The organism is Mycobacterium sp. NGS56 (assembly GCF_059812425.1).
Map to the genome: position 1 here is coordinate 40,836 of NZ_JCALCQ010000018.1, position 13,015 is coordinate 53,850.

Below are 13,015 nucleotides of genomic sequence, written 5' to 3' on the forward strand. Positions count from 1 at the left end.
CATGGCCTCCGATGATGAGCCCGTCCAGCCGGGGCCAGTGACACCCGAGGGCGCTATCACCGTTCACACGATGGGCGTCCACTACCGGTGGCAAATTCCTGAGGTGGTCCGCCAGCAACTGCGGCTCGCACATAGCCTGCGCGAGGATCTGGTCACCTTGCAACTGGCCTATGACGAAGACATCAAGGCGATCTGGTCGTCGTATCCGACGGTAGCGGCCGCTGAAGCTCACGTCGCGGCGACCGAAGCGGAGGCCATCGCGGCCAACGAGGCACTGAAGGCTGCCCGCTCCGCAGCCAGAGGCAAACGCGTGAACACCGCGATCACCGAGCGACTACACGACGCCAGGACCGCACTCAAAGCCGCACGCCACGCCCGCCGGGAAGCGATCGCCGACGTGAGGCAAGACGCCGCGCAGCGCCGCCGCGACCGCGGCGCACAACTGGCGGCCGAGCAGAAAGCCCTCTACCGCACCTACTGCCAACACGGCGACCCGACGCTGTTCTGGGCGACGTTCAACAGCGTCATGGACGAACATAAGGCGGCGGTGCGCCGAATCCAGCAACAGCGCGCCCAAGGCCGCCCAGCTGCGCTGCGCCACCACCGCTTTGACGGCACCGGCACCCTCGCGGTCCAACTGCAGCGAACCGCCGGCGCGCCGCCACGGACTCCGATGCTGCTCGCCGATCCCGCCGGGCGCTACCATAACGTCCTGCACCTGCCGTGGGTTGACCCCGACCAGTGGGCATCCATGACCCGCGCCGAGCAGCGCCACGCAGGACGCATTACGGTGCGGATGCGATGCGGATCCCTTGGGGGCCAACCACAGTGGATTGACTTGCCGGTCCAAGCCCACCGCTGGCTGCCCCAAGACGCCGATATCACCCGCGCCAAACTCACCGTCACCCGACTCGGCGCCGATCTGCGGGCGCGGCTTTCGATCACCGCGCGGCTCCCCCATCCGACTGTCCCCCGCCGCGGCGATCTCCCCACCCTGGCCATACATTTGGGCTGGCATGCCATCGATGAGGGTGTCGTGGTCGCGCATTGGCGCTCAGACCGACCAGTGGCGATCCCATCCGAACTGGCCGACGTGATCGTGCCCATCGTCGAGGGAATCTCGGGCCGCATCATCGCGCCCGGCTCCGTCGGGACCCGGCTAGAGCGCTACGCCGAGATCGCCTCGGCTCGTGATGCGGCATTGAACGACATCCGGGACCGGCTGAGCACGTGGCTTGCCGACCAGGGGCCGCGGCCGCATCCGATCCGGCCCGACGAACAGATCACCGCCGCCGATGCTGCGCGGTGGCGCTCCCCCGCTCGATTCGCCGCCCTCGCGCTCGCCTGGCGCGGCTCCGACCTCGAGATCGCCCAACCGCTTGAAGCGTGGCGGCGGGCCGACAAACTGTTATGGCAACAGCAAGCGCACGGCCGTGCACGAGCCCTCGGCCACCGCACGGACTTGTGGCGGCGGGTTGCAAGCGCGCTGGTCAGCCAGTGCGGGCGCCTAGTCGTCGATGACACCAATATCTCCGCCGTGATACGAAACACCATGGAGCACACTAGGATTCCTGCCGACCTACAGCGCCAAATCGATCGCCGCCGCGATCATGCAGCGCCTGGCGCTCTGCGGTCGAGCATGGTCGCCGCAGCGACCCGCGACGGCGTCCCGGTGATAGTGGTGCCCGCTGCGGGGTTGAGCCGAATCCACGCCGGCTGTGGATATGAGAACCGGGTAGAGAGCCGACGGCGGCGCCGCAAGATCATTTGCGCCGGGTGCGGTCGCACCTATGACCCCGATCTTTCAGCGACGGCGCTGATGCTCGCTCGAGCGGCGCAACCACCGGTGCAGCCTTGACCCGCCGGCCTAGCGTGCCACTGGCTACAATGACTCACGAGGACTTCGCCCAGCGATCCGGGCCCAAAGGATCGACGGGTCATTCCACGGTTGCCCACGGACTGACAAACAGAGCCCAGCGATCCGGGCCCAAAGGATCGACTCCTTCTCCGGTTGGCAGGCACCCTGCAACGGATATCGCCCAGCGACGCGCTGCCGCGCATTTCAGAGGCGCGGAAGATTCCTGGTGTCCCGCAGTCAGATTCGTGCCGGATAGCGACGGCTCTCATTGCTGCTGTCGGTACCGCTGATCGTCGCGGCGCTCGGCTACGAGAGGTAGCGCCACATCGCGCACGTTTCCAGCAGCGGCTTAACCAAGTCCACAACCTCGCCGTAGCTCATGGAGACGTTTCGCATCGTGCGGTTGCCGCCCAACTGGGGCAGGTAGGGCCGCGGCTCTGCGCCGTTGAGCCGGTCAAGCAGCGCACCGGCCATCTTTTCGACGACTGGCCAGGCTTGTTCTAGTTGGCCCGACCAGTACGGCTCGTTGTCGGGAATGCTTGGGACGACCTGGATTAGACCCGCATAGCAGGCGCCGTCACTGTCAGCCCCGAAGTCGAATTTCTCAGCGACGGTCTGGCGAAATGACTTACCGTCTTCGTCCGTGTCGTCCACTGCGTGCGCTGGCTTACCCCACTGCAAGCGGGCCTCTGCCCACGGGCCCGCGTAATAGATGAACGCGGCCTGCACCGGGTGATCGCTTGATATCAGTACCTTGCTGTTGCCCCCGGACGGACCTCCGTCGATCGTGCCCATGGTGACGGCCATCCGGTCATCAAGTAGCCCGTTGTTCGCAGTCATCAGCGCAGCGACGGTGTGGGCCGCCTCGTGGTGCGCGACCGCAGTCTTATCGGCCATGCCGCGCAGACTACAGACACATACGGTCGGCCCCGGGGAGCCGACCGGTTAGTCGGGTCGGCCCACTTCGTAGTTGCCGTTGTTGTCCAAGAACGTCACGGTGACCTGCCGAGGGGTGCCGTCGACGCTAACCCGGCAGGTGAAACTGGCGCCCTGCCTCACAGGAACATTCGCGCCGTCATTGCATTTGACGTCGGAAACGTTCTTGTCGCCGTAGCCGGTGACCTCGTCGGTCAGTACGCCTTGGACCTCCGCTTCGGCAGCCCCGATGTCGAGTTTCTTGGTGGTTAGGAAGCTGGGCTTGGACAAACCGATAGCCACACCCGTCGCCAGGAGCGCGCCAGCCAGTCCCAGGCCACCCCACAACAGGGCCTTAGACCGCTGAGGGCGCCTGGGGCGTGCGGGTGCAACCGGGCCGTAGGGCGCGGCGGCGTAAGGCCCGGGCGGCGGGAAGCTGTACTGGCTGGCCGGCCCATAGTGCAGTGGTTGGGGAACGAAACCCGGCTGGGGAACCGCCGGTGCTGATGCGTTCTGGGGCGCAGCAGGCGGATAGCCCGGTGTAGGGGCAGGCCTCGGATGCTGCGGCGGCGCCGCCGTTGGCGGAGGCCCAGATGGCGGACTGGCTTCCTGGTTCGGGGTCGGCTGCCAGTTCCCGAGTTGTCCGTACTGTCCGTCGGAAGCGGCCTGGACAGGCCTACCTCGTCGGCTGTCATCTGCGACGTCGGCGTCTTCACTGCGTCGCGGCTCGAGCGACGGGGGCGCCACCATTGTGCGCTCAGGGTCGTCAACCAACTGCTGAGGGTTGGGCACCACGACGGTGCATTCTTCGTCGTCGTGCGAGTGCCCGCGGGGCACGACCACCGTGCGCTCCGGATCATCATGCGGTGCGACCAGGCGGGATTCTTCGCCGCCTTCTCGCGCCAATGACCCCGAGGCGCTGGTGGTCTCCCCGTCCTCCGGACTGTTCATCATCACTCCCTCGCCTGGCTCATGATGTTACGCAAAGGTGCGTCGCGCAGCTCCTTGCCGGGCAAGGTCGAGTAGAAGCGGGAGGTGCCGGGATCCGCAGCTGCCGTCCTCTCACCGGTCGTCGCCGCATGCGGCGACCGCGCTCGCGACCCGCGTCGGGCCGAGGCTGGTGGCCACCCCGCCCAATGGCCGCCCCTGGTGTGCTCAAATACGGGTATGTGGGGACGATTCCGCTGAGCAAGGGCGACTCCATGGATCCCTACGAGCAAGCGCTACTTTGGACGCGGGCCCAGCTGGGCATCGTCGTCACTGCTGAGGAACGGATGCACCTGGTCGCGATCAGCGATCACGTCGTAACCGATTGCATCGGCAAGCAAGTCGAAACGCTCACCGCTCGTGGCGGCGCGGTGTTTTGGTTCGGCCATACCGGCCGAAATGCGCCGGTTAATCGCATGGCGACACTCAATCTCTTTGCCGCTGCGACGATGTCGGCATTCACCCTGCCCTTGCTGCGTGGCCCGGTCTTGATCACGGGGGCCGATCCGCGCGGCAACCCGAGCGGGCTTTCAGGCTCTCAATTCCAGCTCCTGAAATCTGGGCCGGGCGCGAACTGGCGGCAAAGACTCATCTTCCGGCTTCGTGAGCGCCGGATGGATTGACCTATCCGCTCGGGTAAGGTCAGGGCGGACTTTCGGCTTTTGCCGATCGGGGCCCACGCACCGGCCGATTCCCAGATGAAGTTGCACTAGTACGGCTGCAGCAGTTACGGCTTGACGTTTCCCAGCATTGCGGTGGCCACCCGTTTGGCATCGGGGACAGCCCATGCAGGATCCCGCGGCCATCCCTGATCGGGGTCGTAGTTTGAAGCGATCTTCGGGACCTGGCAGCTGCGCGTTTCGACGATGACGTTCCCGTGGGCTCCCATTGCCTGCTGGCATGCATCTGGCCCGTTCTCCCCACTATTTGTGGCCATGGAAACGGTGATGAGGTCTCCTTGCCGCTGCACTGGGCCCAAGACATAACCGGCGCCGTTCTCGAAGCCCAGGGAGGCATCGACTTCACTTTTCGCACAGGTATTCCATTGAGCCTGCGCCGAATTCAAGAAGTCCTGGGCGTCTTTCGCGGAGGGATACACCGCTGCGGTTTGTTCGATGAGGTGCGGGCCCGGCGAACCGAGGTACACGTGGCCAATGGTTTGAGTTTTGATTTCGGTGGGCTGGGAGGGGGCATAGACGTCATGCTCACCGGTGAACACCACGCCAACACATGATCGTGGCGTGACTTGGCTTGAATGATCCGACATCCCGTACGACGACGATTCAATGGCAAGGCCGCCGCCCCCATCACCGGCGGGAGTGCTGGCGACGGTCACTCCGAGCACCTTGCTCAGCTGGTCAGCAGTCAGCAACACTTGATCGATCGCCTTTGGCGAGAATAACGGCTGCGTTGGTGACGTCGGCGATCCACTGACTGATCCGACGCGATCAGATCCATCGAGGAGCATCACGCCGTTCACCAACACCACTTTGAGCCAACGGGTTTCGGTACTTGATGTTCCGTCTGGTCGGACGTACTTGAGTTCGGCAACCACGCTGCTGGCGTCGCGGGGGCTGACCGAAAGAACGGTCACCGACTGTATTGTCGCCCAGAAATCAACGAATTCACGTTGCCCTGTTTGGTTTTGGTACTTGCTATCGAGTTTTGTCCACGCGTCTGTGGGATGAGCTGGGAGCTCCCCGTAATAGCTGGTGACGAAATCCCGCATGTTCTCGAACGTGACCGGTGACGCAGCCGGCGCCGCGGTAGTTGCGGTGCTCCGCGCGGATTGGTCGTGCGAGGACTGCCGCATCAGCAACGCGGCCGCGCTGATTGAAGCGCCCACAAGAACAGCGACGGTGACGGCTACGGCTACCCGCCGTCGCCGCGATGGCCCGGCCTCGGCATCGACCGAAGGGGTAGCCCGCGGCGCTGACACGGTAGGAGCCGACGGTGTTGAGGCACTGGCAGAATCGAGTTGTTCGGCCAGGGCGTGCACGAAATCGGAGCAACGTTCGAAGCGGTCTTCGGGACGTTTGGCGAGACCGACGGCCAGCACGGGGTCGAATTTGGCAAGTGCCGGTCGCAGGTCAGCCAGAGCTGGTGGAGGCACATTGAGGTGACGGCTGATGACAACCGCGGGGTTTGAATTGTGGAAGAGCTGCGAGCCGCAGAACAGATGGTAAGCCGTGGCAGCCAGTGCGTATTGGTCCGCACGACCATCGAGGTCTTCGCCGAGTAACTGCTCCGGTGCACAGTAGGCCACCGTGCCCACCGTCATGTTGGTCTTCGTCAGCCCGCTGATGTCGTCGACGTTACGAGCTATCCCGAAGTCGGTCAGCAGGATTCGTTGCTCACCCTTGTCGTCGAGATGGGTGAGCATGATGTTGGCTGGCTTGACGTCTCGGTGGAGCAAAGCTTGCTTGTGGGCGTGGTCTAGCGCGCTGGCGACGCCGCTTACGATGCGGACGACGTCTTCGGGGGGCATTCCAGCGGGGTATCGATCGGCCAGGAGCCGGGCAGCGTCCAGTCCGTCGACGAAGTCCATCGAGATCCAGAGTTGACCATCTTCTTCCCCGCGGTCGTGGACACCGACGATGTGGGGGTGCCACAGCGTCGACGCGAGATCGGCTTCGCGGTTGAAGCGGGCCCGGAATTCGTCGTCGGCCGACCACTCGCGAGGTAGCAGCTTGAGGGCATCTCGGCGCGGTAACCGTGGGTGTTGGGCGAGATACACCTCGCCCATTCCGCCCGACCCAAGCAAGCGAATGATGGTGTACCCGGCGAACGTCTGGCCGGTCGTCAATGGCATAGCGTTGACGTCCTCCCCGCAGTCATTGCGGGCCGGCCAGCTGTGGTTTCACGGCTCCTGAGAGTAATGAGCCGCCGTCGGTCCCGACGGGAGAATCCAAGAACTGAGTAATCGGGGACCCCGGGGCTCAGCTCGCGGCTGTCGGCGGCCGAGGTCCGACCGCTGCGAAAAACGGTTCACGCCGGCGCTCAGATGTCAGGGGCGGTCGTGCGGCTGTTGAGGTAAGTCGCGGTGGCCACCAGCACGGTGTAGCTGGCGATGTTCACCGAAACCAGCAACGCAATAGGGGCTCCGTGGAACGCCGCCGTCAGCGCGAGAGTAAGGCCGTAGCTGGTGCCGCCGGATAGTGCCAGGCCGATCAGCCAGCCCAGTGCCTGATTTGAGGGGGATCCGACTGCCACCACTAGCAGTTCCGACAGGTGGGGGTGGCGGTCTAGGAAGGCTTGGGCCGCACCAGTTCTGCGCCCGTTTTGGACTGCGGTTCGTCGTTGCCGTTCCCAGGAGGCGGCCAGGTGTATGCCGGCTGCGAAAAACAGCAGGGCCCCGGCGCCGGCTGCGATGACCGCTGCTGTCGGTAGAGGGCCGTGCTGGCGATGGGGGCCGAAGAGGGCATCGAGGGCCGTGAACGCGAGCACGTAGAGCGGCATCAACCAGATCAGTACGCGGGTCATGCCCAGGTAGCCGTGGCTTGGGTTCTGGTCTGCATTCGTCCACATCTAACACAGTTGTGTGCCATTTCAGCGCGCCTTGAGCCTTGCGCCAATGACACCGAGGCGTGTCAGAATCCGGGCTGTGCCGGATTGGACTTATGTGCCGCTTCGTCGGCCTGCGGCGTTGTTGCTCGGTGAGCGCCTCAGCCAGGTTTGGGCACTGCGGTTGCTCGCTGCATTGATTCGCTACACCGGCGGGCGACGCTGGATTCCTCTGGTGTTCGATCACCCGGCTGTGCCGGCGCAGTGGGCCGGCCGGTTCGGCGCCTCGGTCCCACCCCGGATCGCGTGGGAGGCCATCGCGGTTCTTCCTGTGCAAGGCGCCTCGGTAATCGAGATTAACCCGGTCGGTGTCGATGATGTCGCGACCGTGCGTCGCGCGGCGGCCGGCCGCCGGTGCCGGGTCACCGTGGTGGCCGACAACGCGCAAACATGTGCAGCGATCGCCGGCGACGTCGACGCCGTCAGCGTCGGCGATCCGGACGGCCCCGTTGTGCGGTTGAGCGGCGCGGATTTGGCGCCGGCGGTGTCTGCGCTCACCGATGCGTCGACGACGGTGCTGGCCCGGCCCTCAGTGCTACTCGAGGCGGGGCCGGGCTGGTTCAACCGGGTAATTGAAGCGGCTACCCCCACCTCGCCGGTGCCGTCGTCGCGCTGCAGCCTCGCCGCGGGTCCGCGCCGCTGGCCCGATTGGTTCTGGGCCTCGCTGACCGGGCTGGGGTTGATCGTGGCCGGCTTGGGTGCGGGCGTGGTCGCGTTGGGCCCGGTGCTACTGGGCTATGACCGCGCCTATCTGGGTGCAACGGTGGCCGATCTGCATCGGCTCAACCCACATCTGGTCGGCTTTTTGCAGCATGATCGAATCACCATGGCCGCCAACATGATCGGCATCGGGATCCTCTATCTCGGCGTGGCTGCGGCGATGCGCCAAGGCTACCGGTGGGCGCGTCGTGTTCTGCTGATTTCGGGTGTGGTTGTCTTCGGCAGCTACTTCTATTTCCTTGGCACCGGCGGGTTCGTGGAACCGTTGCACACGGTGGTCGTCGTCGTGTTATTCCCGACGCTGGTGATGGCGGTGTGCCGGCGGGCGACCGGGGCGCATTGGGCGCCGGTGGTCGAAGGGCCTGAGGCGCAGCGCCGCCGGGCGCTATTCGGGCAGCTGTTGATGGTCGGCGTCGGCGCAGGCCTAACGGTGGCCGGCGTGGTCATCTCCGTCGTCGGATTCACCTCGGTGTTTGTGCCCACCGACCTCGGCTTCATGGGCACCTGCGCCCATCATCTGCAGGCGGCTGACGCGCATCTGCTGCCGTTCATCGCCCATGATCGGGCGGGCTTCGGCGGCGCCCTGATCGGGGCGGGGCTGGCGGTCCTGTTGATCAGCACGTGGGGTTGGCGTCGGGGCCAGCGCGCGGTGTGGTGGACTCTGCTGTTGGGATGTGCGTGCGCGACCGCGCCGGTCCTTATCGTCCACTTCGCCATCGGCTACACCGATTTCATGCACCTGCTGCCGGTCTACGTTCTCGTCGCCGCGGCTAGCGTGGCGCTCGCCTTGTCGAAGAGCTACCTGACCGCGCGGCAGGATCTCGAATCGACCAATCCGGTTGAGGGCACCGCGCGCAGCCGAAAAGGCGTTGCCGGCTAACCGGTGCTGGACCATCATGGTTGGGCAAACTGTGAAGGAGTAGCTGTGAAATTGGCAGAGGCGTTGTCGCTGCGGGCGGATGCGGTCCGCAAGATCGAACAGTTGCGCACCCGCATCGTGAGCAACGCCCGCTACCAGGAGGGCGAAGAACCAGCCGAGGATGCTGCCGCCTTGCTCGCCGAAGTCGACGGCGTCATCGACGAGTATCAAATCCTCATCCAGCGGATCAACCGTACGAACGCCGCCACGACGATCGGCTCGGACGGCACGCTGACCGACGCGTTGGGCCGCCGCGACGCGCTGCGGTGGCGCCACCATGTTCTGACCAGCGCAGCGGACGCGGCCGCCGGGAAGAATCAGCAGGGCTACACGCGGCAATTGCGCTCAGAGCTCAAGATGCTGTCTGCGGTGGCGGTCGCTGATCTGCGGGCCCGGGCCGATCAGGTTGCCCGCGACCTCCGTGAGCTCGACGTGCGGATCCAACGATCGAACTGGGAGGTCGACCTACAGGAGTGACAGGACCCCGAGGTGTAGCAGGTAGTCGTCGCGGAGGCGTGCACAAGCCTTGACCGGCGGGCCAAGCCCGGTCTCTGCTGGCGCACGAAGGGCAGTGCGGGGGATTCGATTTCCCCTTTCACATCGCAGCCCAGCATCGCGCACAGGTGACAGGGCACGGCACACAGCACATCACCACGTGCAGATCCGGGACGATGAGGGCGGGCATGGGGCATACACCTCGCGGTAGGCCGCCACCAGGGTCTCGCAGAACACTCTCGTCGAGGCGCAGAACACGCCAGCCGCTCGTGGCATGTCGTGCCCGCGAACAGGATTGGGCCTGCCGTGGCCTCAGTTCTTAGTGAGGGTTGCTGGGACCACGGCGACACCCGGAGGCTGCGCGCACGGTAAGGAGTTGGTGGCGGTCCCCGTCAATGTTTGGGCGTCAAGCGAGTAGCTGATGTTGGAGGGCTCCGCGGCGCAGTCGGCGGGCAGTTTCCGCGTTGCCTGCCATGTGTGTTCGACAAGGTGTAACTCAGCCGTCCAGCCCAGTGAGGACTGCACATGAGCGCAACCAGGCCCGCATGCATTGATCTCCCAGACCGTCTTGGACACGACGCCTCCCGCGCGTGGCTGACCGTCAACGGGTGAGTCGCGCGCCGTCAGTGGTGAACGTGTAGCTTCCGTTCAGCGCTGGTATGGGCTCCTTGGTGGATGGCGCCAGGGTCGGCGCCGACGACGAAGGATGGGACGAACATGCGGTCAAGCAGACCGCGGCGAATGCGGCCCACCCCCACCGTGGCCCGCTGGCAATGCGCATCGAAAGCTCTTTCCGGGCAGGGGGTTTGACCGACGAGTCGAGCCTATCGCACAGCTGTTGGGTCGGAAGGGTCATGCACCATCCAGATCGGGTCAAACCCTGAGACGCTTGCCCGCTCAGGGAGCCAACCATGCGGATCACGACCACGAGCCCAGGTGGCTTTTCGAAGACCACACGCGAAAAAACTCCTCAGCGCGCAGCGCGTGGGATCCGACGGCGTCACCCGCGAATCCACCGGTGCGGCCGGATGCATCCCGCTGCCCACGGGCGACAGTCTGACCTACGCCAACAACGTGGTCCAGCACCTGCGCAGTCGATACCGCCAGCACGCGCTGCACCGTCACCAGCAACCACAGCGTCGGCACCAGCACCACCAAGAGCTTCGTGTCGTCATGAAACTCGGCTACTTTGATTGCTGCAAGATTCACGCGTCTTGAGAGATCGAGGTCGAAGGGTGTCGCAGCCGAACCCGCAGCCACTACCGGGCGGTTATCCTCCTAGCGCCGGGGGCGCGAGACCCGGTTATCTGCCGCCAGCGTCGCCGGGTTATCCAGCGCCCTCAAGCTCGGCTCCGGCGGCATATCCACCGCCGCCAGTGGAGCCGACGTTTCAGGTGCGCACGTTCAAACACACTGGCGCTGTGATGTTGTGGCTGAATCAGCCGTGCATCACCACCGGTAGCTATGCGCAGTGCGAGGCCGCGATCGATGCTGCTCAACAGCACTGCATGCTGGCCGGTTGGTGGAGCATGGGCTCGCTGGTGTGGAATCCGATCTCGTTGGCGCGAAACGCGCGCGCCCGCACGGTGCTGCGCCGCCAAGCCGGTCAAGTTCACGACTACGCGCTATGGTGGGCGACTTACCAAGCAGGCGGCCGCCACATCCATGTATGGGCGCCTCCACCCACCCGTCCGGCGTACACCAAATGGTGGATGTGGCTGCCGCTCATTATGATTCCACTGATTGTCGCACTGATTGTGGCCATAGCAACCAGCAAGGAAAGCCACCGCAGCCCCACCAGGCCCACTCAGAATCCTTTGACAACAATCACGTTGCCCACGTTGGCGCCCAAAGCTACGCAGTCCGCTTCGCGCTGACCTTCCGGCGAGCAAGACACTGGTTCAGGCCGCGCCCACTCGTCGTCGACGGCGTCGTTGTCGCCTGTACGCACGGCGGGTCAAACGCCAGTTCGGGCAGTCAGGAAGCCACTGCGCATAGGCGTCAGGTCGGTAGGGATCTGCCAGCCCGTATGCCTCGAGCGTGACGACAGCACCGGCGTGATGCTGGCGTTCACTGACTGGCTCAGCGGCCACCGCCACCGCCATTGAGCGCGGCGCGGGGGCCCCGGCCTGGGTCGCTGCGACGGGGGGCGCCGTCCCTGATGGCAAGTCGATCGCCGATGAGTCGATCGAGCTCTGACGCCGCATGCCAAAGAGCGGCTGACTCAAGGCTTCGGCGGAGGCGCGTTTGATTCGAGTCCGCGCGGCGAAGCGCCTGAACAGGACCACTTGCTAAGCCTAACCGGCGCTCTGGTCGGAGGCCGGGTGCACTATTCCCAGGTCAGCGGCCAGCGTGGCGAGGTCGACCGGGGGCGCGTCTGCCATCCAGGCTTGTGTACGGCCGGCAGCAAGATAGCGCGGTGCGGGGTGGACTCGCCATGCTTGTTGACGGACCATCACGGCGTGGGCCAGGACTTGGGCGTGGAATCGTGTCGGCACCGTCCGGCTGGCCACTAGCGTTCCCCGGCGTCGCAGTTCCCCTAATGCCCGTGTGCTGGCGTTGGTGACGGCGACTTGCAGCCAGGGCTTGGCGTGAATGGCGATGATGGCCACGGTGTGCGGGTCGAGCCAGCCTTGTTCGCGCCAGGGCGGCAGGATTGCGCTCTCGTCCTCGATCGATGCGAGCGCATTGAGCGCGTATCGATACTGCTGGTCGTTGCGCCGCTCGACATCGGCGGGACCGCGTTGCAGTTGGGCGATCCGATGTTTCGGGATGGCCATGCGCCGAGATGGCGGGTGTCGCTTGGAGATCCAGCGGCGAACGGTGGAGGGTGTGACACCGGCATACGCGGCGACCGCCGCCGCGTCGACGGTGTTCCGGTTGGTGGCGCCGTAACAGTCGAGCAGCATGTCGATGAGTCTTTTGCGGCTCCACCGGGGGCCAGCGTTGGGTCGTATTGCTTTGGCTTGCAGGCTCATTCGGGGGTACCGATACCGAAATCGTCTATAGTGACGAAGTCCCAGCCAGCGACGTACTTGTCGTCGAAGAACTCTTTCATCCACTTTCGAAGGCCCTCATCGCCGCCGTCCTCATAAGCCCGCAACAGGGCCTCGATCTCCTCGGGACTGATGTCGTTGGCCACGCGGCGATCGCGCGCATACCCCTGGTCGTAGCCGCCCACGCCTTGCTCACCGCTGACCCAGATTTTGCTGCCAGTGCGAAGCGCCTGCCTGCCTTGTGAGCTGCTGCGGAAGTCCGCCGTGGCCCCCCGTCGACCCCGTTTGGTCGTCGTGACGCGCCGCGCCGCTGCCCGGATCGACGCCAGTCGGCCCTTCGACGGTTGTTGGGTGCCAGCGGCCCAGCGCCGTACGGTGCCCTGGGAAACTCCGAGTGATTGCGCGGCGGCTCTGGCGTTGACTGTCCCACCACGCGGGCCCCGGCCGAACACTGCCTGCAACATGCCTCGCATGCTGCTGCCCTCTGCGGAGTCGGCCTCACGCCGGCCTGAGATCCGCCGCAAGAACGTGTTGCTTTGCGCTGCTTGTGCTTGCCGGATC

General features: G+C 65.2%; 12 protein-coding genes. 5 read left to right on the forward strand and 7 right to left on the reverse strand.

Annotated elements, in window-relative coordinates:
* Nucleotide 1: 1 nt before the first annotated feature.
* Nucleotides 2–1,858 carry a hypothetical protein gene (locus tag AC5Y4F_RS25600; protein WP_036473531.1) on the forward strand — a complete coding sequence of 619 codons (1,857 nt, stop codon included), beginning with the start codon at nt 2–4 and terminating at the stop codon, nt 1,856–1,858.
* A 306-nt stretch (nt 1,859–2,164) separates the two neighbouring features.
* Here the strand turns inward: AC5Y4F_RS25600 and AC5Y4F_RS25605 are convergent, their stop codons facing one another.
* The gene (locus AC5Y4F_RS25605; RefSeq protein ID WP_036473529.1) at nt 2,165–2,755 is read right to left on the reverse strand and encodes a hypothetical protein; all 591 of its coding nucleotides are present in this window, start codon (nt 2,753–2,755) and stop codon (nt 2,165–2,167) included.
* Between the two features lie 48 nt (nt 2,756–2,803).
* Nucleotides 2,804–3,727, reverse strand: a complete 924-nt coding sequence (locus tag AC5Y4F_RS25610; RefSeq protein WP_499999368.1) for a DUF4333 domain-containing protein — start codon at nt 3,725–3,727, stop codon at nt 2,804–2,806.
* 248 nt (nt 3,728–3,975) lie between these two features.
* On the opposite strand from AC5Y4F_RS25610, the gene AC5Y4F_RS25615 reads away from it, so the two are divergent.
* On the forward strand, nt 3,976–4,383 hold the full coding sequence (locus AC5Y4F_RS25615) for a hypothetical protein (RefSeq protein WP_139813798.1): 408 nt from the start codon (nt 3,976–3,978) through the stop codon (nt 4,381–4,383).
* 104 nt (nt 4,384–4,487) lie between these two features.
* Here the strand turns inward: AC5Y4F_RS25615 and AC5Y4F_RS25620 are convergent, their stop codons facing one another.
* Nucleotides 4,488–6,572, reverse strand: coding sequence for a serine/threonine-protein kinase PknH/PknJ (locus AC5Y4F_RS25620; protein WP_231122297.1), 2,085 nt, complete (start codon nt 6,570–6,572; stop codon nt 4,488–4,490).
* Nucleotides 6,573–6,760: 188 nt separating this feature from the next.
* On the reverse strand, nt 6,761–7,288 hold the full coding sequence (locus tag AC5Y4F_RS25625) for a hypothetical protein (RefSeq protein ID WP_083063902.1): 528 nt from the start codon (nt 7,286–7,288) through the stop codon (nt 6,761–6,763).
* Nucleotides 7,289–7,364: 76 nt separating this feature from the next.
* Between AC5Y4F_RS25625 and AC5Y4F_RS25630 the strand changes: the two genes are divergently transcribed.
* Together AC5Y4F_RS25630 and AC5Y4F_RS25635 are read left to right on the forward strand one after the other, a co-directional pair.
* Nucleotides 7,365–8,924 (forward strand): hypothetical protein, encoded by a 1,560-nt coding sequence (locus AC5Y4F_RS25630; protein WP_036473515.1) that lies wholly within the window; start codon nt 7,365–7,367, stop codon nt 8,922–8,924.
* A 45-nt stretch (nt 8,925–8,969) separates the two neighbouring features.
* Complete coding sequence (locus tag AC5Y4F_RS25635; protein WP_036473513.1) at nt 8,970–9,440, forward strand: DIP1984 family protein; 471 nt, start codon at nt 8,970–8,972, stop codon at nt 9,438–9,440.
* Between the two features lie 936 nt (nt 9,441–10,376).
* On the opposite strand, the gene AC5Y4F_RS25640 is transcribed toward AC5Y4F_RS25635, so the two are convergent.
* On the reverse strand, nt 10,377–10,667 hold the full coding sequence (locus tag AC5Y4F_RS25640) for a hypothetical protein (protein WP_036473510.1): 291 nt from the start codon (nt 10,665–10,667) through the stop codon (nt 10,377–10,379).
* Between the two features lie 212 nt (nt 10,668–10,879).
* Between AC5Y4F_RS25640 and AC5Y4F_RS25645 the strand changes: the two genes are divergently transcribed.
* Nucleotides 10,880–11,335 carry a hypothetical protein gene (locus AC5Y4F_RS25645; protein ID WP_139813796.1) on the forward strand — a complete coding sequence of 152 codons (456 nt, stop codon included), beginning with the start codon at nt 10,880–10,882 and terminating at the stop codon, nt 11,333–11,335.
* Nucleotides 11,336–11,755: 420 nt separating this feature from the next.
* Here the strand turns inward: AC5Y4F_RS25645 and AC5Y4F_RS25650 are convergent, their stop codons facing one another.
* Both AC5Y4F_RS25650 and AC5Y4F_RS25655 read right to left on the reverse strand, forming a co-directional pair.
* Nucleotides 11,756–12,367, reverse strand: coding sequence for a hypothetical protein (locus AC5Y4F_RS25650; RefSeq protein ID WP_232232241.1), 612 nt, complete (start codon nt 12,365–12,367; stop codon nt 11,756–11,758).
* Nucleotides 12,368–12,432: 65 nt separating this feature from the next.
* Entirely contained in the window at nt 12,433–12,918 is a 486-nt protein-coding gene (locus AC5Y4F_RS25655) for a terminal protein (protein ID WP_231122296.1), read from the reverse strand.
* Between the last annotated feature and the right edge of the window lie 97 nt (nt 12,919–13,015).